A 23,853-nucleotide genomic window follows, 5' to 3' on the forward strand; every position below is an offset into this window, starting at 1 on the left:
CCCCTAGATAAAGTATTGACTAAGCTTTAGTGCTTAGTACTGGCTTAGTTTGTCATAGCGACTGTCTTTCAACGCATCTTTTACGCGTTTTAGGTTCTCACGGAAACCAGTACCACGGCGAAGAGTGAAGCCAGTTGCTAGCACATCAATCACTGTCATTTGTACAACTCGGCTCGCCATTGGCATGTAAACGTCGGTGTCTTCTGGAATATCGAGCGTGATGGCCAGCGAGCTTGCCTTTTCTAGAGGAGAATCCTTCGCTGTAATCGCAATAACCGTTGCGCCATTTTCACGAGCAAGGTTCGCTATTTCTACCTGACTCTTTGTTCGACCGGTATGAGAAATAAGAACCACAACATCATTATCACTGCAGTTGATACAACTCATGCGCTGCATAACAATATCTTCAAAACAAGTAATTGGAATATTAAAGCGAATAAACTTGTTTTGTGCGTCTCGGGCAACAGAAGATGATGCACCAAGGCCAAAGAATGAAATGCGCTTCGCTTGCGTTAGCAAATCGACCGCACGGTTCACTTGCATTGGATCTAGGCTATTTTTCGCGACATCTAAACACGCCATCGTCGATTCGAAAATCTTATGGGTGTACGCGTCCGGGCCATCGTCTTCTTCCACATTACGGTTAACGTAAGGGGTGCCGTTGGCTAGGCTCTGTGCCAAGTGAAGCTTAAAATCTGGAAAGCCCTTGGTGTCCAGACGACGACAGAAGCGGTTTACAGTGGGCTCACTAACGTCGGCCATTTTAGCCAGCGTTGCAATGCTTGAATGAATTGCAGTTTGTGGAGACGCCATAATTACTTCCGCAACTTTGCGCTCTGACTTACTGAAATTCTCCAGGTTTTTTTGAATTTTTTCTAATGTATTCATAGTGTTCACGAGGGTATAGAGAACAACTCGCTGGCTCTGCTAACGAAAGGAAACACGAAGATTCCGGAGTAGAGTGGGGCGTTAACGAAAACAACCAGCGCCATAGAATCAGTATAAACCTGATCTTCAATCAGTCTAAACCAATAACGGGTACTATTTAGTGAGAATTTGACAGGCCTCAAACAAAATGTTGTAAAAACTACAGAATTGGATGTGTAAACGAAGTTTTGTTGCGCTAGTCGTACGATAATGATGTTTGAGTTACATCAAAACGAAAAAAAATTTCAAATTGATGTAACTCGATCTGGCCGTTAAGACGATTGAATATCAACAACCAGCTGTTGAATTCTTTTCATCAAATTTGGTGCTTGCTTGGCGATTTCGCGTTGTTCATCAAGCACTGAGCTCAAAATTTCTTTTGTAGTCAGTGGATTTGCCAAAACCACTCGAAACACTATCGTATTCATGCGCTGCCATTGGTCTGGGTTCAGTCTTGTACGTGAAACGAACGATTTGCCCGTTTCGCGCTGACGCTTTTGAATAAACTGTGTTAACTCATTGATCAGCTCATTCAGTTGTTCTTTTTGTGAGCCTTCTGCTTGTGCTAATACTTCACGGATGAATGGCGGCAAATAACGGTATGTGAGCAGACAAAGCTCTGGTTCAGAAACTAACTCGAAATCATCTTGCTGTTTGATTAAATCCGCAAAGTATCGAGCTTTTTCAATGCTTTGGTCAATCAGAAGCTCGTAACCTGGGCGACTTATGATGTGCATTGCGGCGTAGACCAACATCGCCATGCCCGAACGTGAGCCTTCTAGTGTATGGCTGCCTAGGTCTTTTGAACCTTTGCGCAATATATATTGAGCGTGATGCTCTATGGATTTCATTGCGTCAGGGTCTTTGAACAGAACCATACCAGCGCCCATCGGGATGTAGAGCTGCTTGTGCGCATCAATAGTTACTGAGTCTGCCATTTCCACACCTTTAAGAAGGTGACGGTGATGGTTAGACATAAGTGTTGCGCCACCCCATGCGGCATCCACATGGAAGTGACAGCCGTGAGCTTGGCAGACTTCAGCGATTTCAGGCAATGGATCAACATTACCTGTCTCTGTTGTGCCAGCCACACCAATAACAGCAATAGGCTTGATGTTTTGTTTTTCGAGCTCAACAATTTTCGCTTTCAGGTCGTCGATAACAATGCGGTTGTTGGTATCGGTTTTAACCGCAACCAAACCCTCCTGGCCTAGCCCTAATACATCGGCTGCTTTCTTAAGGGAGTAGTGACCACGCTCAGACACTAGCACCGCTAAGCCATCATAGCCATAGTGCTTCATGGCTTTAAAAAGGCCTTCCTTTTCCACGCCTTTAAATGAGCCATTGGCTCTTAACGCTTTGTTACGTGCTACCCAAAGCGCAGTGATATTGGCAATGGTGCCGCCGGAACAAAATGCGCCTAATGAGTGGTTTGCACTGTGCATCCACTGATTGTAAAACGTATCATTCTGACCATATATCAAGCGATGCAGCATACCCAAAACTTGACGCTCAAGTGGCGTAAAGGCTTTGGAAGTCTCTATTTTTACCAGGTTTTGGTTTAAGGCGATCATGATCTTTGACAGTGGCATCAAGAAATAAGGCAGTGCCGATGTCATATGACCAATGAAGCTTGGTGAAGATGTGTGAACTGAGTGCGACACCAAAGTGTCGAGTAAGTGCTCTGTATGATCTGACACGAACTCTGGCTGCTCAGGAATCTGAGCAGAAGAAAAGTCTTTTTCGATTTCGCGTAAAGGCTTTTCTTCTGCCACGATGTGTTCACGAAGAAATTGATTTAGATTTCGCGAGAGGCTCTCGTCAATTTTAGTTAACGTTGAGTCCGGACCTTCTGGGACAGTGAAGATCTTTAGCAAGCTCTCAAAGCTAACATCAGCGGTTTTTTGTTCCTTAACCATAGCAAAGAATCTTTGTAGTTATTTTGGTAATGCGAGCGGCACAATCTAAACTAAAACGGGCGCAAAGTCCCGTTTTAATTGTTGAAACCCAAGTTGTAGAAATGAAAATTTTAGGTGAAGGTTACGATATTCACATTAAAAAATTCTAGATTGAGTACGTTAAAACATTCTAGTGTTTTCGAATGCTAATCAACGACTAATGCGAGCAATCTTAGTCACATTTCTGCTTTTCAATCTTTTCTATTGACTGATTGTACTTATTAAGTGCGGTATCAATTTGTTGGGGATGACTAAGCAGATCAGCGAATGCTGAACGAAGTTCGTAGTTTTTTGGGTGGTTAGTTGATTGACGGTCGCTAAATGTCTGTTTTGCAACTTCACCTAACTTATCGCTTCGGGTCGCTAACTGCTTAACGTCATGTTGCTCTAGTTTTAACCATGCTTCGATTGGCTGTTCCGTCGCAACGCGGCTAGGGTCGTTCTCTAGAAAGTAGTGAACCGCTTCGCGGTTTAATTCAAAGTGATGTTTACGTCCATCCAAGAACCATTGACTAACTTCTTTCAGATCTGGATATTGGGTAACCGTCAAATCAACAAGATCTTGATACCACTGTAGTGAGGCATCGACGTAGCCATCGTATTTGCTAGCAAGACATTGTTGATCTGCGGCAATCGTAAAAGTTGAGCTTGTAGCGAGGAGCGCTGCAACGACAAAGCGTTTCATTCTTCTTCCTTCTGGTTGTTATCCCTTTATTAACGCAATGCACATCAGTTGATGTTTATCCCTTCTTTCTATTTGGTCGTGACAAATCGTTGGGCTGAATGACGAAAAGAAAGAGGGGTCTTGCCAAAAAATATTGACCACTTTGACGTTAACTGGGTATTTAAATTTTTGCCGTATTGTAATGGATGTTAAAGCGAAAACCTGAGATCTAGCTAGCAAGTGATACAAAGAAAAGCATCATAACTGGTACCAATAAACTCAAAATAAAGCCGCTAACGATAGCAACAGGAACACAACGCACACCACCGGTGGTTTGAATAACGGGTAGGGTGAAGTCCATTGCTGTTGCACCGGCATAACCAATTGCGGTGCACGGATAGCTACGAATAAAGAGAGGAATGGCAACCAGTGCGACTAGCTCTCTCATCAATTCAATCAAGAACGACGCGCCACCAAATACCGGACCAAAAGCGTCACCCATTAAAATACCTGCGAGTGAATACCAGCCAAAACCTGAAGCCATTGCGAGTGCTTGATAAAGAGGAAGATCCAAAAACACCGCTGCAAGAACGCCACCAAGCATACACGTTGCGATGACCACGGCTGCAATGGCCATTCCTTGTTTATTTAATAGGATTTGACGCAGAGTAAGCCCACTATTGCGCAGCTGAATACCAATAAAAAATAGAAGTAGAAAGAGTATCCATTCGCTTGCTGTATCTACCCAACTCAAATCAATGGGTAACAGCAGGCCAACCACTAACCCTCCGCCAACGACCACGATAAGCTTAACTGACTCTAAAGCCATCGAAGATAACGGTAGCTTCTTTTGATTCTGATTGGTCTGGAGTGGAATAATTTTATCAATAATAGGCAGAGCCAACAGGTTGCAGGCACTTAGACACAAAAAAAACGTACTCGCATAGAGGAGAATACTTTGTAAGTTGCTGCTTAAATTATCGAGCGCCGCCAAACTAAGACCCATCAACGACAAAATGACGTAAATAAGGTAGGACGTTGACTGATTGATCTTCTCCAATAACGAAGATCGAGATATAGGAATTAGATACCCCACCACAAGCGGAGCGAAAATAAATAGCATCCCTGAAAACATAAAGCTCAATGATTCCTTTTTGAGATAACATCAACACGCATAAATCAAATTATCTATCGGTTGAAATTAAAGACATTTCACCACACACAGCTCAGCCTTGAGCGAATCGTTTTATCACGGATAAGGTATTATCAGAAAGCGATAAATTACAAACCGCTAGCATTGAGTACAGCTCGGATTTGATCATTGAAGTCAGTATCACTCATGTTACTAAGTTCATACAAGACTTCTGCACCAGTTAAGTTGAATTCAACTTCATGTTCGTCAATGCGTTCATCGTGATTGCGGAACATCAATAAATGATGCGCAATTCTAGCGATGTCGAGATAACTCACTTCTGGTCGCGTTAATTCGTATTTTTCGTTTGAGGATACTTCTCTGAAGTCGTTGTCAAACCCCCAACGCTCAAGTACCAGTTTACTTGTGGCAGAACAACGTGTTTGGAAGATCTGCAATGCAATATCTGGGTCTAAGTAATTGCCCCTATCTAAGTACAAGTGGTACTCATTAATTAGGCAAAATAACCCAATATCGGCTAATAGACCGACCAATAACGCCTTTTCTTGCTCTAGATGGCCATAAGTGCCTGGCTCGTGGCTACGAAACGATTGAACCAACATCACCATGACGGCACCGAGCTCACGCGATATCGCGGCACTCTTCACCAAGATAGCATTGCATTCTTTAGTGAGATTAACTGAGTGTTTAAGTTGCTCAATCGCTTGTGCGGTAACAATATCACGTACACGAAGTATTCCGAGACGAGATACCGCGGTAGTTAAGTCGTTGCAGGTGATATTTCTGCGATTGAAAATCACAGAGTTAGCGACTCGTAAAACGACCGCTGCTAATCCGGGATCTTCCAATAAACAGTTAGCAACATCGGCAATCGTGGTGTGTTCTTCGACACATAACTGCTGAATTTTAAGCACGACATCAGGAATAGGAGGTAACGAAATCTTACCCGTGGAGATGGACTGTTCTACCAGCTGAGCAAACTCGGATTCCAGTGCGTTTATAAGCTTATCTTTATTATTTGGCAGCCAAAAAAATGATAAATGTTCCATTGTGACGCTGTACTTGAGATCTTTCGTACAGTGTACCCTTACAGCGTATTCTTTATCAATTAAATGCGTATTATGTGCCCGTAATTGCCAGCGAGATCATAATGATGGCGCGTTTTAGGCATGCTATGCGTCAAAAAAATATCACCACACGAACAATAAGTGTGAAACTAATCACGTATGCAGAATTTATACTTTTTTATATGTGACCTATGTCCTAACTTATTTTTCAACGTTAAGTATGATTAAGCAAGTTGGTGAGCACAACTCACAAAAATATCGCCAACAAATCGACATTTATAATTCGCTATAAGCTGCTGTTTATCTGGTGACATCGCTAATCGGGGTAATTTATTCAGATTAAAGAGGTCAATGGACATGACAGACCAAGCTTTTTTTAAATATGTACGCACCTTCAGTGAGTACCAAAAACGTTCTATGTTCGGTGGTATTGGTTTATTCACCGATGATGCTATGTTTGCGCTTGTCAGCAATGATTGCTGCTACTTACGTGGTGGTAATGGGCTAGATGAAGTGTTTACTCAACTGAGCTGTGAGAAGTATAAGCACGTCAAAAAACAGACGACGGCAACAGTAAATTATTATGATGTAACCGATTTATTCGAATCCGGATATGTAGGGCTTGATGAACTGGTACAGAAATCAATTGAATACTCAATTAAGGAACGGAAATATCAAAAGTCCTCTGCCAGTAGACGCTTAAGAGACTTACCCAACATGCAACTAACCCTTGAACGTATGGTCAAGAAAGCCGGTGTTGATGACGTAGAAACCTTTTTAGAACTTGGACCTGTAAAAGTCTTCAACAAAGTTAAAACGGCTTACGGTAATGATGTTGATGTAAAGCTACTGTGGAAATTTGCTGGTGCAGCTGATGGCGTACATTGGAAACTGATCCAAGAGCCGCGTAAAAAACAGTTATTGGCACTGTGTGACTAAGCGAAGCTGATCGCACAATGATTGACTCGTTTCGATGGAGTTAGCGGGTCGTAAAGGCAAGTGTGAAAAGCGGAAAAAGGACGTTGAAGTTTTTCACCACTTCATTGAGTTAGTCATTAAATTAGACAAAAAACCGAGGCAGAGACCTCGGTTTTTGTTTTTTAATTTGCTCTTTTCTTACAGCACAAATCTTAAAACTTAAAACGCGTAGTGAACATTACCTGATCACCGTAAAAATCGTTGATACGTGCTTCAGCACCCAAAGAGAAAAGCTCTGTTGAGTGGAATCGAGCGTAGGCAGAGCCAGTCCAATCGTCATCGTTATCGATAGAAACGTAGCCGACTTTGCCGCCTACTTCTAATTGAGGGCCTAACCATTGGCGAACACCTAAGTTAAGCTCCATACCAACATCTGTGCTGCTCTCATTCGAAGGTTGTACAACGCGCATTAGCATTTCACCAGTAAGATCTGCCCAGTTGTTTAGCGGAGAATGGAAGCCAAAGCCTGCAGCTGAGTCAAAATCACTTTCAAACTCAGAGTCAATACGAGCAATAACATGCGCGTTCGGGTGAATTGATTTGCTGAATCCAGCACCAAATGTCACAGGACTTGCGCCAATACGTGCTTCGAAATAGTCGTAGCTAAAGTTGCTCATAGTTGCTGGCGCATTGCGATCGTTTGCAGCTAGGGCATGGCTTGATGCCACTAGTAAGGCAGCGGCTAATAGTGTTTTACGCATAACTAACGATAAACCTTGTTCATTATTTCCATGGATTCAAGCAACCACTTGAACCGTAATCTGATTTGTCCGACATCATAATAAAAAGGAAGGTCCACGACCAACAAAAATGTGTCGATGTTTTGTCAATTAACTTAATAGTTCCTTGGTTTAAGCAAAAACTATGCCATATACGTAGTGTCCGAGGGTTTCACTCGAACAAGTAACGATGTTTTTCTAACCTCGTTCTACTATGCAAGGTAAGGTGGTTCAATGAGCATCGTTGAGTTCAAGTTAGAACCAAACACTTTATTACTCGCCAAAGCTTGCTCTTCTTTCTGCCATGGCGTTGAGGACTGCCTCAGAATCAAGGATTTGAGTCCAGGATAGCAGGTTATCATCATTCTCAATCACAAACGCGGTAAGCTGAGACACGATTGCTGTTCTCAATGCTTCACCTTTCCAAGGTTTGGCAATGTAATAATCGAGACTCGCGTTATTTACGGCTTCTACGGTGTCTTCCAAACCAGCTTGTCCTGTGAGTAAAACTTTGCGCGCTGCTTTTGTGTCACCATTTTGACTGAGTTCGATTAAGAAGCTGATCCCAGTTTGTTCCGGCATAATGTGGTCACATAAAATGAGCGCAAGCTGAACTTCTTCTTCCGCCATCTCCTCAATCACTTGCCGAGCTTCAGTCACCGATTCCGCTCCTTCGACGACAAAGTTCTCCTCGAAGGGAGCAAGATCTTGGAGCACGCTATCCAAGACTTCTCGTTCGTCATCGACACATAAAATTAGATACTTGGTCATGTTTCATCTCCTTCTTCGATGACTGGTAACCAGACGGTCATTCGTGTGAACTGGCCGATCTCTGATTCGACGTCAATCCACCCTCTGTGTGCTGTTACGATTTGCTGGCAGATGGACAGCCCGATGCCTAAGCCAAAATTACCTTCTTTTTTTGTGGTGAAGTTCAGCTCGAAAATGGCGTCTCTTTGCGATTCAGGAATGCCACATCCATTATCTTCAAATGAGATAACGGCATAATGTGTGTGCTCTTTTTCTACAAGGCGTGTTTGTATGTTTAACACACCTTTCTCTGGAAATGCGTCAATGGCGTTAGAGACCAAGTTCGTCCACACCTGTTGGAGTGCGATCGGTTGACAAAGGATGGAAGGCAAGTTTGCATAGTCGGTTGAAACTTGGTGCATTTTTAATTTGTTCTCGAAAATCACCAAGGTGTCTTCAATACCTTCATGAATATCAGCATAGTGCAGGGTTTCATCATCTGACCGAGCATATCCTTTCAGGCTTTTTACCATATCAGCAATTCGTGCTGCACAGACATTAATTGAGCGAAGTGTAGAACCTGCTTTGTGGTATTGTTCTAGTGTATTGAGAGCATGATAAGACGCTTGCTGCTTTCTCGTTAGTTGGGTAAGTAGCTCGTGATCGGATTCTAAACCAAGGCTCACCACTTTCTTTGCTAATGCTCTGTCTGGAAGTATATGGCTAAGCGCTTTTACGCGTGATCTGAGCTCGGCGGTTGAAGCGGGTTTTGAGATTTGCGCTTTGCTCAGTAATTCAATGCCTTTGCTTTGTATATCGGAACTGGGCGCATCGTTAAGTAATCGTTCTAGTGTATGCGTTAAATTCTCTACGCCCCTTAATATCGCGGCTACTGGATTGTTTAGTTCGTGGGCCACTCCCGCAACCAATTGACCAAGCATCGCCATTTTTTCTCTTTCAATGAGCTGCTGGTGGGCTGATTCTAAAGATTCGAGCGTTTTTTGAAGTTGCAGTTTGGTGTTGATGCTTCTTTGCAATCGGCGGTTGAAGTGGCGTAAGAGCAAGTTTGTAAAAAGAGGCAGTAAGTTTGAGTCGCTTTGCATCACTTTATTGAATACGTTGCGATCGAGTTTGATAACTTCTGTTTTGGTTAGTGTTAGAGCTGTCGAGAAAGAACATTCCCCAGTAACAAACGACATGCCTCCGACAATATTCCCTTTGTTATGGCGTACAACCTCTCGCTGCATGCCTTGCTCATCGCGCTTGTACAGAGCCACTTCACCTTCGGTGATAAACCACAAAAAGCAATTTGGCTCGCCTTCCACGGTTAATAAGTGTTCAGGTGAGTATGTACGGCACGCTCTTGTTTCGTCATTATCTTTGAAAAATTGCTGGAGAGCGGAGATCACTTGCTCGGCTAACTCGGCATCAGACATCGAGTGGTAGTCGTGTAAGAATCCGGCTTGATAATGGCTCATCTGGTTATTGATGTGCGCTCGCAACAAGCTGTGATGATCCAATATTTGACTGTAACTTAGCAGGTCTTCTTTGCCATTTCGCAAGATAAATTGGGTCAGCTCTTTTTGCACTGTGTTAAATAAGACGTGATCTGGCAAAGGTTTAGTGAGGCAGTGGTCGAGCCTGCCCTCATTAACGGCAGTGAGAATTGCCTCTATATCAGACGAGCAGCTAATAAGAATTTTTCTTGCTTGCTCGGTATGTGGCATCCGGTCTAAACCAATAAGAAAATCCACGCCGTTAAAATGAGCGTGATGGCTCGCTATAACTAAAGCAACAGTCTGTTCTCTTTCTTCTAGATACTCTAAAGCGCTTTGAGCCTCTTCTATCGATTCGACAGAAAAAATATCAAACTTACTTGAGAAGGCAGACAGCTCCAATCGAAACTGTTCAGCACTGATTGGGTTGTTGTCGAGACACAACACAGCATAACGATTCACAGATGTTTTAGCTCCGGTTAAAACTTCGCCACGCAAACTTTAACAATAAAAGGGCATGATGAGTGGGAGCCAAGTATGATTCCTGATTAATGGGCTAGAATAAGCATCAATAGTCTGATTTGTCTCAATGTTTTCTCCGCAGGTGGTTTGGGGTAGACTGACCGAAAATATCTAATAAGTGACGTTATGCAAAATCTTAAAAAAATCGGCGCCATTGGTGGTGCTATCTCATTAGCACTGTGTTGGCCATTGGCTGTCGGACAAATTGGTCAGTCCATCATTGAAGATGGTATTACCAATATGAATGATGAAATGATTAAAGGCGAAGTGGTCGAGTATCAGCGTGGCTATTTGTCTTCAGTCGTGCTGACTCGTTATTCAGTTGTTGATCCTGAGCTTAAAACGCAGCTAGAGCGTGATGGTATGCCAACGACGTTTGACGTAACCAGTGATGTTAGCCACGGTCTAACAAGCCTAACAGCTGATTCAAAATTGGTGGACAATGACTTTTTGCCTCTCACGATGCATAGCCAAACTCAACTAAATGGCAATACAGCATTTATCCTCGACCTAGACAGTTGGCATTATCGTAACGAAGCGCAAGGTGTTTCTGTTTCTACAAGCCCTGCAAAAGTAACAGGTGATGTGACGGTATTGGGTGATCTCAATTACCAAGTTTCCGTTCCTTCTGTTCAAGTGGATTTTGAAAACGGTGAAGAGCTTCATCTGAATGCATTGACAGGGCAAGGTAAAGGAAAGCAAGCAAAAGGCTACTGGTTAGGCGAGCAATCTTTCTCTCTAGAGAAGCTAGATGTGGTTGATGCGAACTTAACGCCTGTCTTTTTGATTGAAAATGCGAGCTACCGTGGTAACACTACGATGAGTGAGTCTGGTGATAAGCTGAACAGTCAGTTAAACCTAGATGCTAAGAAACTACGTTTAACTGATGGGACGGATGTCGATAACTTTAAGTTGGATTTCTCAATTGCAGATGTGGATAGCCAGTCTTTTGATCAAATTATGTCTATCTATCAAAGCTCTCCTATGCTAGATGAGCAGGAAATTGCGAATTTATTGCCGCATGTCGATACGCTGTTTAGCAAAGGTTTTGATTTATCCGTGAACGAGCTTTCACTCGCGTTCGGTGACGGCAAGTTCCACAATGAGTGGCAACTATCCATCCCTGAAGGTACTGAGCATATTACTCAAGATCCAATGAAGTTGGTGACGGCCACTACTGGTGAACTTAGCACTTACTTCTCCGATGAATTAGTAACGCATTACCCATTTATTCAAGAAGGGATTGATGAGCTCCTTATTATGGAGTTGATCGAAAAAGTAGAGGGCGGTTATCAATTAAAAGCAGAAATTGGTGAAGGCAAATTGAAGTTCGAAAATGGGCATGAGTTCCCATTGGTGGCTCTACTTATGCCTGCTTTGATGCAACAACAGTAATTCGTGTTGTTGCGAATTTGTTCCAATTCAACGCTTAGTCTTTAAAAAGAGGTCGTAAGACCTCTTTTCTTGTTTTTATCACTGCGAAAACGTGATATTAATTTCGTAATATTTACATAGCAGGAGCAATGAGCATCATGGAACAAAATACGGACAACGTATTTAACTTCAGTGCAGGGCCAGCAGGTCTGCCTAAAGCAGTTATGCAGCAAGCACAACAGGAACTAATCGATTGGCAAGGCCTTGGTACTTCGGTCATGGAAATCAGCCACCGAAGCAAAGAGTTCATCAAAGTTGCAGAAGAAGCCGAGCAGGATTTACGTGATCTTCTGAATATTCCGGACAACTATAAAGTACTGTTCTGCCAAGGTGGTGCTCGTGCTCAGTTTGCTGCTGTTCCTCTAAACTTACTTGGTGATGCCGATACGGCAACTTACATCGATGGTGGTTATTGGGCTGAAAGCGCGGTAGCTGAAGCGAAAAAATACTGCGAACCAGACGTGTTTGATGCAAAAACAGAAATCAACGGGAAAGTCGCGGTTCTACCTGCAAGTGAATGGAAAATTGCTCCAGAAGCGGCTTACGTTCACTTCTGTCCAAATGAGACCATTGATGGTATTGAGATTAACGATCTTCCTATCACCGACAAACCGATTGTTGCTGACATGTCTTCGACAATTCTTTCTCGTGAAATTGATGTGTCGAAATACGGTGTGATTTACGCGGGCGCTCAGAAAAATATTGGTCCTTCCGGCATTGCTATTGCTATCGTGCGCGATGATTTATTAGGTATGGCGAAGCAGGTACTACCAAGTATTTTGGATTACACTGTTTTGGCAGAAAAAGAATCAATGTTCAACACGCCACCAACCTTTGCATGGTACCTGTCTGGTCTTGTTTTCAAATGGCTGAAGGCACAGGGTGGAGTAAAATCGATTGAGCAAGTGAACCGCGCTAAAGCCGCGCTACTGTATGATTACATCGATCAGTCTGATTTCTACCGTAATGGCGTGCACTCAGCAAACCGTTCTTTGATGAACGTGCCATTTCAACTTGCTAAGCCTGAACTGGATGCAACCTTCCTTGAGCTAGCAGACTCTAAAGGGCTGAAAGCGCTAAAAGGTCACCGAGCAGTTGGTGGTATGCGAGCATCCATTTATAACGCAATGCCGCTAGAAGGTGTTCAAGCGTTAGTAGACTTTATGCAAGAGTTTGAGAAAAGCTACGCGTAAGCTCAAACTGATAACTGATATTTGTTCTCCAAAGCGTCGCTATTGCGGCGCTTTTGTTTATCTCAACTCACATCATTCCAGGAAGGTAAAATGACCAAGGCAAATATTGAAGCGCTGACTAAGCAGTTCCCACTCTTGGCAGCACTTATTGATCTTGAAGAGGTTTGTTGGTTTAACCCCCATATCACTTCCTTGGAGGAAGGCTTACCTCATGTCGGGTTAGATGAAAAAGATATTCAAGCGGCGAGTGAACGGCTAGCACGATTTGCGCCTTATTTGATGAAAGCGTTTCCCGAAACGGAAACGTCGCGTGGCGTTATTGAGTCCGCAGTGGTGGATATTCCCAATATGAAAGTGCGTTTGGAGCAGCAATACGACACACCAATATTGGGCCATTTAATGCTCAAAAAAGACAGTCATTTGCCAATTTCTGGTTCGATCAAAGCGAGAGGTGGTATTTATGAAGTGCTCACTCATGCAGAAAAGTTGGCGTTTGAAGCCGGCTTGCTCTGTGAAAGCGATGATTACAGCAAATTGTTCAGCAATGAGTTTCGGCAGTTTTTTAAGCAGTACAGTATTGCAGTTGGCTCAACCGGCAATCTTGGTATGTCCATCGGTATCATGAGTGCGAAGCTGGGTTTTTCAGTTTCAGTCCACATGTCTGCGGATGCGCGGGAATGGAAGAAAAATAAGCTCCGGTCACATGGTGTTAATGTCGTAGAGCACCAAGAAGATTATGGTATTGCTGTCGCGCAAGGTCGTAAAGAGGCAGAAAAAGATCCCAACTGTTTCTTTATCGATGATGAAAACTCACGGACGCTGTTTCTAGGTTACTCTGTTGCGGGTGAGCGTCTTAAGCAGCAGTTTGATGACTTGGGAATCGTGGTTGATGAGCATCATCCATTGTTTGTTTATCTTCCTTGTGGTGTTGGCGGCGGGCCTGGTGGCGTGGCATTTGGCTTGAAGGTAGCGTTTGGCGAGCATGTCCATTGTATTTTCGCGGAGCCAACGCACTCCCCGTGCATGCTGTTGGGCGTACATACAGGCTTGCATGACGATATTTCGGTACAAGATTTGGGTATCGATAACATCACCGCCGCTGATGGCTTGGCAGTCGGGCGTGCTTCGGGATTTGTCGGAAGAGCGATGGAAAGGCTACTTGATGGTTTTTACACCATTGATGACGCTCGTATGTATCACCACTTGGGTGAGTTAAGTGAACTGGAAGGTATTAATCTAGAGCCTTCTGCATTAGCCGGTATGATTGGTGCAGTGCACGTCTCGAATAACCATGCTTACCAGTCTCAAATGAAATTTGACGAAGAAAAACTCAAAAACGCAACACATCTTGTTTGGGCAACTGGTGGGGGCATGGTTCCGGAAGATGAAATGGCGGCTTATCTCAAAAAATCTGGTCGGTAAATCAGCACTGTATACGTGCTTAATTAGGTAACTAATAATACAGGAATAACAAAAGGGCTCATCGTTTGATGAGCCCTTCTCGTCACTGAAAATCGAATTATAGAGATTGTAATAGCTGGTAGTAACGACCTTTTTGAGCGAGTAGCGTTGGATGGTCGCCTTGTTCGATGATCTCACCTTGTTCCATCAAACAGATGCTATCCATACTTTCTAGCTCTATCAGTCGGTGTGTAATGAATACTACTGTCTTATTAGCAAAGTGTTCATTGAAAAGCGCCATCACTTTTTGTTCCGTACGCTTATCGAGGCCTTCAGTCGGTTCATCTAAGAGTAGGATTGGGGCATCACGTAGCAATGCTCGAGCAATACCGATTCGACGTTTCTCACCACCAGATAACTGACGGCCGCCGTCGCCTAACCAAGCGTCTAACCCCGGCTCTTCAAGAAGTCCGCCAAGCTCGACTTTTTGTAAAATAGTAGACAGTTGCTCATCACTTGCATCCGGAGCGGCCATGAGTAAGTTGTCACGTAGTGTCCCGTTTAGTACATCTACGCGTTGACTGACCACAGTCATTGCTGCTCGCAGGTCCGACTCGCTCCAATCTTGCAGTTTTGTACCACCGATTCGAACTTCACCTTGGTTAACATCCCAGTAGCGGCAAAGAAGCTGAATCAGTGTTGATTTACCTGAACCTGTTTGACCTACAATTGCAGTTTTAGTGCCCAACGGTAGTGAGAGTGACAAGTCTTTCAGCACCTTTTGCTGACCGTCAGGGTAAGTGAAATCAATGCTGTCGAATTCAATGTCTAACGTTGTGTCTTTATGTTTCGACTGCTCAGGGAAGACAACGTCAGGTTCAGCCAAAATTACTTCATTTAAACGACGAGCAGAAGTCAACGTTTGACCGAGATACTGGAATGCGCCCGCGATAGGCATCAGAATCTCAAAGCTCGCCATGGTTGCAAACGCAAACAGCGCAATCCAAGGATCAGGAGCACGACCACCTACGCCGTCTGCAGCAAACCAAAGCATCACAACCAGTGTAATGCCGTTCACCAGCATAAGCAGGCCTGAAGCCATGCCCGTTAAATTCGCGTTCACAAATTGGTTAGACAGCAACTGCTTCTGCTTCTCTAGAATGAGATTACGATAACGTTCTTCTGCTCCAAAGATACTCAGTTCACTGTAGCCTTGAAGCCAGTCCAGTGTCGCCACTCGCAATTGCGCTTTATGATGAGTGAGCTTCTCGCCATTGTTTTTACCCAGTTTATAGAACAGTACTGGCCATACAAACAACATGACGGTAAGAATCGAGCCAAGCAGTAGGGCGAGATGCCAATCAAAGAAAGCCAGGACAGCCGTTAAACACAATATGCCAAAAATACCAATCACGACAGGGCTGATAAGTCGAAGGTAAACGTGATCCATCGCGTCTACGTCCGCTACTAGGCGGTTGAGCAGATCGGCATCACGCATCGTAGAAACACGACCCGGAATCAGTGGTGCAAGTTTCTTAAAGAAGAAGATACGTAGATCGGTAAGCAGCTTGAACGTTGCATTGTGGCTAACGACACGTTCTCCCCATCGACCTGCGGTTCGAGCCATTGCAGCGCCGCGTACCCCGGCACCTGGTAACATGTAGTTGAAGGTCTCACGAGCAACCGTCAAGCCTGCCACCGCTGCGGCTGAAATAAACCAACCTGATAGCGTTAATAAGCCAATAGACGCCGCTAGGGTCAGAAATGCCAGTAGCATACCTAGCGAAAGACCAAACCAGTGTTTCTTATAGAGTTTTAGATAAGGGAGTAAATCACGCATCTAAGTTCCCCTTGTCTGTTTCACGTTGTGCGAGGTTCGCTTCCAACATGTCTTTAAATAAGCCATATTCTGTCGACAGTGTGGCATAATCACCACGTTGAACAATCTGGCCGTCCTGCATAACAAGAATTTGCGATACGTTTTGTAAAGGCGCAAGTTGGTGAGTAATCATCAAATTCGTTGTGGCATGCGCATACTTGTTAATGCCTTCCATCACGAGTTTTTCACTGCGAGCATCTAAGCTTGCGGTTGGTTCATCTAATAACCAAAAACGACCATTTTGTAGCATGGCGCGAGCCAGTGCTAAACGCTGCGCTTGGCCGACAGATAAACCACCAGAACGATCAGATATCGGATAATCCAACCCATGCATTTCAACAAATTCAGCAGCGTGAGAGTCATTCAACACAGAATGTACGTCTGCATCCTGAATATTGTGCTTACCTAGTGTGATGTTATCTCGAATGCTACCGTGTAATAGCATCGGGTTTTGACCAATCCAGCTTACTGCCTCTCGCCATGTGGCTAGATCCAGTTGCGACAATTCACAACCATTAATCTTCAAGCTACCTTGATAAGGCATGAAACCGAGGATGGTGTTTACCAAGCTTGTTTTACCTGCGCCACTTGGTCCAACTAAAGCCGTACTTTTGTTGGCTTCAAGAGAGAAGGATAGGGGACCTGCGAGCTGCTTACCTTCCGGACTAAAAATGGTTAACTGGTTCGCTTCAATATGGATAGGGCTGTTTTTATCTAACGCTTGGGTACCATCTTTGATTTGATCGACTTCCAAATCCAGAAACTCGACAATGCTTTCTGCTGCCCCAACCGCTTGCTGTTTCGCATGATAGAACGTGCCCAAATCACGTAATGGCTGATAAAACTCTGGAGCAAGAATCAGAATGAACAAACCAGCAAAGAGCGTAACACCTGTGCCGTAGTAGCCGAAGTCCAGCTCCCCGATATAACTAAAGCCAAAGTAGACAGCGGTAATTGCGATAGAAATGGAAGTGAAAAACTCTAACACCGCAGAAGACAGAAACGCGATTTTCAGAACGTCCATGGTACGAGTACGAAAGACTTCTGAAGCACCCTTTAGCGTCTCAGTTTCAGATTTTGTTCTATCGAATAAGCGAATGGTTGTCATTGCTTGCAAGCGGTCATAAAAGTGACCCGACAAACGCTGCATCGCTTTAAAGTTTTTACGGTTTGCTTCTGCGGCTTTCATCCCAACCAGTGCCATGAAAATAGGCACTAGTGGTGCAGTGACCAGGAAGATCAAGCCTGCTGCCCAGTTTACTGGGAATACGACAACCAAAATGATGAAAGGCACTAGTACCGATAATGACATTTGAGGCAAGTAGCGTGAGAAGAAATCTTGCATATCTTCTACCTGCTCTAAGATGAGCGTTGCCCAACTGCCAGCAGGTTTGCCTTTGATGTAAGCTGGCCCAAGCTTATGAACTTTATCTAAAATGAGTTGGCGAATATAAACTCGAATTTGCTCCCCGCAACGGTAACCGGCAAGCTCTCGACCCCAGGTACAAGCAGCTCGACCGATAACCGTGCCACCGAGCCCAACAAAATGCCAAATGAGCTCGGCTTTGTCGACTTGGTCAATGATTAACTGGTGCAGAATGGAGGCGAGCAGGGCTGCTTGAGCCAATAAAAACACGCTTGAAAGTACGCCTAGGCCTATCGCAATCATAAGCCAGCGCTTGGCTAACTTACTTTGTTGCTTCAGCCACTTATTCAAGCTGCTTTGCTTTTTCTTATCCATCGTGAAGGCTTAATGATAATTGTTTTAATGAGGCGGTAGTATACAAAAGAAAACCCAGCGGGAATACCGCTGGGCTTTAAGGATATGACACAAATGTGAAAAGTTATTTGTCACCAAGTGAGTCTAAGAAACGTTCAGCATCTAATGCAGCCATACAACCTGTACCTGCAGAGGTGATCGCTTGACGGTAGTTGTGGTCCATTACGTCGCCAGCTGCAAATACACCTTCGATACTAGTTTGTGTTGCGTTGCCTTCAAGACCTGATTGAACGATGATGTAGCCATCTTTCATGTCTACTTGGCCTTCAAAGATTTGTGTGTTTGGCTGGTGGCCAATTGCGATGAATGCACCCATTACGTCGATATCTTCTGTCGCACCGCTGTTCACGTCTTTAATGCGGACGCCCGTTACGCCCATATCGTCACCCAGTACTTCATCGAGAGTGCGATCGGTATGAAGAACGATATTACCGCTTTCAACTTTATCCATCAGACGTTTCACAAGGATCTTCTCTGCGCGGAATGAATCGCGGCGGTGGATCAGGTGAACTTCTGACGCAATGTTAGATAGGTATAGCGCTTCTTCAACAGCCGTGTTACCACCGCCCACAACTGCAACTTTCTGATTACGGTAGAAGAAACCGTCACAGGTTGCACAAGCAGAAACGCCGCGACCTTTAAATGCTTCTTCAGACTCAAGGCCAAGGTATTTTGCTGATGCGCCGGTAGATATGATTAAGGCATCACAAGTGTACTCACCTGAGTCGCCTTTTAAACGAAATGGGCGTTGTGATAGCTCTACTTCATTGATGTGATCAAATACGATTTCAGTTTCAAAACGCTCGGCGTGTTCTTTCATGCGATCCATCAATGCTGGACCTGTCAGTCCCTCAGCATCGCCTGGCCAGTTTTCAACTTCAGTTGTGGTGGTTAGCTGACCACCTTGTTGCATTCCCGTCACAAGCACAGGGTTTAAGTTTGCACGCGCTGCGTAGACGGCAGCTGTGTATCCTGCAGGACCAGAACCAAGAATTAATAATTTACAGTGTTTTACGTCGCTCATTATGGCTCCAAAAAGGGCGTAACATTTCCCTCGATTGTATGGAAATTCTTAGTGCTTTAAAAGCATAAACAACGATTGTGATCGAATAATTGGTTATAGATTAGAACCCACTAAATATTGATAGAGAACGTTGACTTCTAGCATAAAATTCTATTCGTAGTAGAGAAGTCTAGTTTCAAATATTGTCAAAGCGTAAAACTGAAACATGGCTCTGTTTTTGTGGTTTGATTTGGTTTGTTATGTTGTTTTCGTCGTTTTGTTGAAGCTATCAACGTTAAAAGCTGGTAATTGCAGAATATTTGCGTAACCTAGTGTGTAAATTAAATGTTAATTAATGTGCCTCATTAAAGGAGCAAATGATGTTACATTCACGTGAGAATACTCTACATTTAACACAGCTCAGCATGGCAGCAATTGAGCAGCTTTCCCCATCGTTTGAAGAACTGCCTCGTACCGAACATGCAGATGGTCAGTATCGACTACGACGTTATTCCGTGGTTGGTTTTGATAACGGCAAAGTCATCGACTTAAATAAAAATAGCTTTGTTCAATCCTCTGATATCAACCGATTTCAAGGTGATGTTGTAAGACAATTCGAGCCAATTGAGAAGGATATTCTTACCAGCGATGGCTTTCGAGAAATGTGTGAATTGTTTGTCAATGCGAATCATCTGCCAAACGGTCAAGAAATAGAAATTCACCAAATCCGTATCAGGGCACTGGAAGAAGAAACCCAAGTAGCACCTGAAGGTGTGCACCAAGACGGTTTTGATCACATTGCAATGGTTGGTGTGGGACGCCATAACATCATCGGTGGCGACATCATGCTGTACAGCAGCCATAACCAAGCCCCATTTTTCCGTAAAGTGCTAGAAACCGGAGAGGTCGCAATCTTGGCTGATAGCAAGCTGTGGCATAACGCGTGCCCAATCCGCTCTGTTATTGATGACGAAGCGGGCCATATGGATGTATTTGTACTCACGGCTACGGATAAGCGTAATGAACTTCAATCTTAATCAGATCAGAGAGCAATTTCCGGCGTTGGCTCAATACCACAACGACAAGCCCGTGACGTTTTTTGATGGTCCAGGTGGCTCACAAGTGCCTCAATCAGTACTAGACAGCATGGTAGGGTATTTAGGTCGTTTCAACGCTAACTTAGGCGGGCATTATTTTTCTAGCCAAGTGACCGTTGACGTAATGCAAAATGCGCGTGAGTCGGCTCAGGCTCTACTTAATGCACCTTCATCTGGCAATATTGTCTTCGGTGCCAATATGACCTCGCTAACCTTTCAGCTTAGTCGCGCGATTAGTCGAGATTGGCAAGCAGGAGATGAGATCATTGTTTCCGCTTTGGATCACTATTCAAATGTATCCAGCTGGCAGCAAGCGGCAGAAGATAAAGGCGTTACGGTTCATCAAGTTCGTATCAACGAAGAAGATTGTACGCTGGATATGGAGCATTTAAGCCGCCTTCTTTCTGATAAAACGCGCCTTGTCGCTGTGACTTATGCATCGAACACGACGGGCTCTATTGTGGATGTACAGCAAGTAGTCAGCATGGCGCACAATGTTGGGGCACAAGTTTATGTGGATGCCGTCCATTATGCGCCTCATCATTTGGTTGATGTTCAAGCGTTAGGTTGTGACTTTTTAGCTTGCTCAGCTTACAAGTTTTTCGGACCGCACGTTGGTATTGCTTACATAGCCGATCAGTGGCTCCACAGTATTCGCCCTTACAAAGTCGAGCCTGCCACTAATATAGGCCCAGGTCGATTTGAAACAGGAACGCAAAGTTTTGAAGGTCTTGCTGGTGTCGTTTCTGCGGTTGAGTATCTGGCTCAATTTGGTGAAGTCGGTTTACCTCTTCGCCAACGATTGGAGCAAAGCTACCAACTGTATGAACAACATGAACAGCGCTTGAGTGAGCGTTTCTTACAGCGTTTGAATGCATTAGATGGTGTCAATCTATTCGGTATCGCAAAGGAAGATAGCCAACTCCGCACGCCAACTTTTGCGCTAACGTTTGACCGATATTCTCCAGAGTTCATCGCGAAAACACTGGGTGAACATAACATTTGTGTATGGAATGGTCACTTTTATGCGTTGGGCTTAGTTCGTCAACTTGGTTTAGAAGAATCGGGTGGTGTAGTGCGAATTGGTTGTATGCATTACAACACAATAGAAGAAGTCGATATGTTATTCGATGTGCTAGAAAGCATCCTTGACGCATAACTAACGATTTCTTCCTGATAGAAAAACAAAAGCTCGAGTCAAACTCGAGCTTTTTTCGTTTTTATTTGAATCAACGCGTTTTACAAGCGATTACTCACTAACTTCAACTTCATAGGAAGTGAATTTTCTTACATTAATAACGCCAGTATCAAAGATGAGGTATTGACCTTTAATGCCTTGCAAAGTGCCAGTAACAACCGGGTTTTTATCGAAGTTATGCGAAATGATCTTCGTTGGGTGCTGTTGTACCGGGTAGCTAAGGTCGGTAATGCTTTCGTTTAATACTTCAATGGCATCTTCGCCGAATTGCTGTTTTATCTCGGCAATTTTCTCTTCGACTAAAGGCAATAGCTCAGCAAAACGGTCCTGCAATGCCATAGGTTCACCGTCACCTTTAAGCAGTGTGCGCCAATTGGTCTTGTCTGCGATATGTTTCGCCAGTTCAACTTCAATTAAACCGGAGATATGGCGAGTTTTTACTTTAAAAATTGGCAAGCCCTGAGTCGCGCCTTGGTCAATCCAACGAGTCGGGATTTGAGTATGACGAGTGATACCAACTTTTAAGCTGGATGTGTTGGACAGGTAGACAAAGTGATCCACCATGCAATTCTCTTCACCCCATTGTGGTTCGCGACAAGTCCCTTGATCGTAGTGGCAGGTCTCTGGCTTCATGATACACATGTCGCAGCTTGCTAGCTTTTTCATGCATACAAAACAGTGGCCTTGCGAATAACTCTTTTTCGTTTTCTTTCCACATGAGCAACAAAAAATATTGCCAGTGTGAGTCAGTGTGAGCGTTTTACCCAGAAACGGAGTTAAGTCGATCTCTTCCTCACCGACAGGAAGGCGGTAGTTGACGGCACCGTCCAGAGAAGCACGCATTTTGTTTAGCGTGCCAGTTGCAATTAATGACATGACATTACTCATTATTGTGTTTTTGCACAGTATATACTGAAGTGGAGAAGAGATGCAGGGTTGACAGGAGCTTTAAAGTAAATGTCTTGCACTAAATTATTATGCATCGTGTTTTATTTTCTAAAAGTTATGGCTGTGAAATGCTTCGCAAATAGAAGTTGGGCTGCATTTTTTAGAAATTTTAAAACGTGATAACGGTTCAAAATCCGTTACTATGTGTCGAAACTAAGAATTGAATGAAAAAGTGATTTTATTTCTTGATAAATCACCTTTATTTCATTTTTTGAAATTATTGAACCTCACGTATTGTATAATCTCAGCAGGTCACTTGCCCATGAAGTGGATCCATAACTTTATCTTTGCTCTTTCTATTTGCACTATCAGTTTGGTTGCCCTTTATAGTGTGCTTGGCGATACGCGAAAGCTGACCATTACACCTGAGCATTTCAATATCTATGCAACTAAAGATGCCAGTGAAGGAGGTGTGAGTGAGGCAGATATCACATACGACCGGCAAAGCCTAGTTCTTAGCTGTGAACTAAAGCAGAGCTCGTATGCTTGGCCTTACTGCGGAATCTCGGTTTATACCGATTCAGCAACGCCAACACAGGGTATTGACCTTTCCAACTACCATACGATTCGATTGAAGGTGCGATATGAAGAGGCAGGAATAGGGGCTAACCCTAGCCACGACCTACGTTTGTATCTTCGCAATTATAATTCTGAGTATTCCAAGCCGGACGACGAGTACACCATTAAATATAATGGCATGCAGTTTTCTCCGTCGGGTTCGAGCGATATTGTCGAAATTCCGATTAAAAATCTTCAGGTGATGACCTGGTGGTTAGCAGATAACGGAGTCGCGATTGAGCACTCTGCACCTGAATTTTCAAACATCACACGTATTGATATTGCAACTGGGTCTGGTGCGGCACTTGGTAAACATAGAATTGTGATTGATAAAATTGAGTTTGAAGGCGCTTACCTTGCGCAAGAAACATTGTTGTATGCATTATTAATCTCTTGGATGGCGCTTGGACTGGCGTTTTCACTGCATGAGTTACGAAAAAATAGAGTGGCTTATGAAAAAGCGCAAAAGCGTCACCGTCATTTGGAAAAGGTGAATGATACTTTGCGAGCTCAAAACTACGAGTTTGCAGAGTTAGCGCATCGAGATGCTTTGACGGGCGCGATGAACCGATATGCTGTGCAACACTGGCTGGAACAACAATCTCGTCAGGTTCGTTGGGGGCATAACACCTTCAGTATTCTCTATTTGGACTTGGATAAGTTTAAAAAGGTGAACGACAAATTTGGGCACCAAATGGGGGATGACATATTGCGCGAATTTGTCATGGTGGTAGCGACTTCTATTTACTCAGACGATCGACTCGTTCGTTGGGGCGGCGAAGAGTTTGTCGTATTTTGCCCTGATACCAATATTGAACAAGCGCTAGAGAAGGCAGAAATGATTCGCAAAAATGTGGAGGATCATTTGTGGGTGCACGGTGAATCATTAACTTGCAGTATTGGCGTTGCCCAAATGCAGAATGAACGCGTCTCAGAAACCATGGCGAGAGCTGACGAAGTGCTGTATCAGGCGAAGCGCAATGGTCGCAACCGAGTGGAAGCTCATTATGGTTTACTTGCTTGCGAAAAGAAGCAAGCCTGATAGCCGTTCACTAAAAGGAAAGAAAAAAGGTGGCCAACTGGCCACCAAGAGGGAAACTGCTGAACACCACTTAGGGGGGAAGTTTG

At 44.0% G+C, this 23,853-nt stretch carries 19 protein-coding genes; 7 read left to right on the plus strand and 12 right to left on the minus strand.

Going from position 1 to position 23,853, the window contains the following annotated elements; genetic code table 11:
• Positions 1–33: 33 nt before the first annotated feature.
• From R7Q09_RS03895 to R7Q09_RS03915, 5 genes are all read right to left on the minus strand, one after another.
• Positions 34–888: a MurR/RpiR family transcriptional regulator gene (locus R7Q09_RS03895; protein WP_005378021.1), complete on the minus strand. Its 855-nt coding sequence runs from the start codon at positions 886–888 to the stop codon at positions 34–36.
• A 311-nt stretch (positions 889–1,199) separates the two neighbouring features.
• On the minus strand, positions 1,200–2,846 hold the full coding sequence (panP, locus tag R7Q09_RS03900; RefSeq protein ID WP_318070524.1) for a pyridoxal-dependent aspartate 1-decarboxylase PanP: 1,647 nt from the start codon (positions 2,844–2,846) through the stop codon (positions 1,200–1,202).
• 211 nt (positions 2,847–3,057) lie between these two features.
• The gene (locus R7Q09_RS03905) at positions 3,058–3,570 is read right to left on the minus strand and encodes a hypothetical protein (RefSeq protein ID WP_025766848.1); all 513 of its coding nucleotides are present in this window, start codon (positions 3,568–3,570) and stop codon (positions 3,058–3,060) included.
• A 208-nt stretch (positions 3,571–3,778) separates the two neighbouring features.
• The gene (locus R7Q09_RS03910; protein WP_025766847.1) at positions 3,779–4,684 is read right to left on the minus strand and encodes a lysine exporter LysO family protein; all 906 of its coding nucleotides are present in this window, start codon (positions 4,682–4,684) and stop codon (positions 3,779–3,781) included.
• A gap of 146 nt (positions 4,685–4,830) precedes the next feature.
• Complete coding sequence (locus R7Q09_RS03915; protein ID WP_025766846.1) at positions 4,831–5,751, minus strand: HDOD domain-containing protein; 921 nt, start codon at positions 5,749–5,751, stop codon at positions 4,831–4,833.
• Between the two features lie 369 nt (positions 5,752–6,120).
• Between R7Q09_RS03915 and R7Q09_RS03920 the strand changes: the two genes are divergently transcribed.
• On the plus strand, positions 6,121–6,708 hold the full coding sequence (locus tag R7Q09_RS03920; protein ID WP_170893872.1) for a TfoX/Sxy family DNA transformation protein: 588 nt from the start codon (positions 6,121–6,123) through the stop codon (positions 6,706–6,708).
• 191 nt (positions 6,709–6,899) lie between these two features.
• Here R7Q09_RS03920 and R7Q09_RS03925 read toward each other — a convergent pair whose 3' ends face one another.
• The 3 genes from R7Q09_RS03925 to R7Q09_RS03935 all read right to left on the minus strand — a co-directional run bounded on the left by R7Q09_RS03925 (position 6,900) and on the right by R7Q09_RS03935 (position 10,174).
• Positions 6,900–7,448, minus strand: a complete 549-nt coding sequence (locus R7Q09_RS03925) for a hypothetical protein (RefSeq protein WP_005378006.1) — start codon at positions 7,446–7,448, stop codon at positions 6,900–6,902.
• Between the two features lie 291 nt (positions 7,449–7,739).
• Complete coding sequence (locus R7Q09_RS03930; RefSeq protein ID WP_318070525.1) at positions 7,740–8,237, minus strand: response regulator; 498 nt, start codon at positions 8,235–8,237, stop codon at positions 7,740–7,742.
• Positions 8,234–10,174 carry an ATP-binding protein gene (locus tag R7Q09_RS03935; protein ID WP_213917140.1) on the minus strand — a complete coding sequence of 647 codons (1,941 nt, stop codon included), beginning with the start codon at positions 10,172–10,174 and terminating at the stop codon, positions 8,234–8,236. The genes R7Q09_RS03930 and R7Q09_RS03935 overlap by 4 nt, the downstream gene beginning before the upstream one ends.
• Before the next feature lie 186 nt (positions 10,175–10,360).
• Here R7Q09_RS03935 and R7Q09_RS03940 point away from each other — a divergent pair, with 186 nt between their 5' ends.
• The 3 genes from R7Q09_RS03940 (at position 10,361) to R7Q09_RS03950 (ending at position 14,283) form a co-directional block, all read left to right on the plus strand.
• Positions 10,361–11,629, plus strand: a complete 1,269-nt coding sequence (locus tag R7Q09_RS03940) for a DUF945 family protein (RefSeq protein ID WP_005389614.1) — start codon at positions 10,361–10,363, stop codon at positions 11,627–11,629.
• A 137-nt stretch (positions 11,630–11,766) separates the two neighbouring features.
• Positions 11,767–12,861: a 3-phosphoserine/phosphohydroxythreonine transaminase gene (serC, locus tag R7Q09_RS03945; protein WP_318070526.1), complete on the plus strand. Its 1,095-nt coding sequence runs from the start codon at positions 11,767–11,769 to the stop codon at positions 12,859–12,861.
• Between the two features lie 90 nt (positions 12,862–12,951).
• On the plus strand, positions 12,952–14,283 hold the full coding sequence (locus R7Q09_RS03950; protein ID WP_064353825.1) for a D-serine ammonia-lyase: 1,332 nt from the start codon (positions 12,952–12,954) through the stop codon (positions 14,281–14,283).
• Between the two features lie 97 nt (positions 14,284–14,380).
• On the opposite strand, the gene cydC is transcribed toward R7Q09_RS03950, so the two are convergent.
• The 3 genes from cydC to trxB form a co-directional block, all read right to left on the minus strand.
• Entirely contained in the window at positions 14,381–16,102 is a 1,722-nt protein-coding gene (cydC, locus tag R7Q09_RS03955) for a heme ABC transporter ATP-binding protein/permease CydC (RefSeq protein WP_318070527.1), read from the minus strand.
• Positions 16,095–17,882 carry a heme ABC transporter permease/ATP-binding protein CydD gene (cydD, locus tag R7Q09_RS03960; RefSeq protein WP_258475412.1) on the minus strand — a complete coding sequence of 596 codons (1,788 nt, stop codon included), beginning with the start codon at positions 17,880–17,882 and terminating at the stop codon, positions 16,095–16,097. Before cydD ends, cydC begins: the two co-directional genes overlap by 8 nt.
• Positions 17,883–17,985: 103 nt before the next feature.
• Positions 17,986–18,945, minus strand: a complete 960-nt coding sequence (gene trxB / locus R7Q09_RS03965; protein ID WP_005377991.1) for a thioredoxin-disulfide reductase — start codon at positions 18,943–18,945, stop codon at positions 17,986–17,988.
• A gap of 359 nt (positions 18,946–19,304) precedes the next feature.
• On the opposite strand from trxB, the gene R7Q09_RS03970 reads away from it, so the two are divergent.
• Both R7Q09_RS03970 and R7Q09_RS03975 read left to right on the plus strand, forming a co-directional pair.
• Positions 19,305–19,961: a 2OG-Fe dioxygenase family protein gene (locus R7Q09_RS03970; RefSeq protein WP_005377989.1), complete on the plus strand. Its 657-nt coding sequence runs from the start codon at positions 19,305–19,307 to the stop codon at positions 19,959–19,961.
• Positions 19,945–21,180, plus strand: coding sequence for a cysteine desulfurase-like protein (locus R7Q09_RS03975; RefSeq protein WP_085569570.1), 1,236 nt, complete (start codon positions 19,945–19,947; stop codon positions 21,178–21,180). Before R7Q09_RS03970 ends, R7Q09_RS03975 begins: the two co-directional genes overlap by 17 nt.
• Before the next feature lie 90 nt (positions 21,181–21,270).
• Here the strand turns inward: R7Q09_RS03975 and R7Q09_RS03980 are convergent, their stop codons facing one another.
• Positions 21,271–22,095, minus strand: a complete 825-nt coding sequence (locus R7Q09_RS03980) for a DUF2797 domain-containing protein (RefSeq protein WP_033905129.1) — start codon at positions 22,093–22,095, stop codon at positions 21,271–21,273.
• Between the two features lie 334 nt (positions 22,096–22,429).
• Here R7Q09_RS03980 and R7Q09_RS03985 point away from each other — a divergent pair, with 334 nt between their 5' ends.
• Positions 22,430–23,767, plus strand: coding sequence for a GGDEF domain-containing protein (locus R7Q09_RS03985; RefSeq protein WP_318070528.1), 1,338 nt, complete (start codon positions 22,430–22,432; stop codon positions 23,765–23,767).
• The last annotated feature ends 86 nt before the right edge of the window (positions 23,768–23,853 follow it).

The organism is Vibrio sp. 2130-1 (assembly GCF_033339515.1).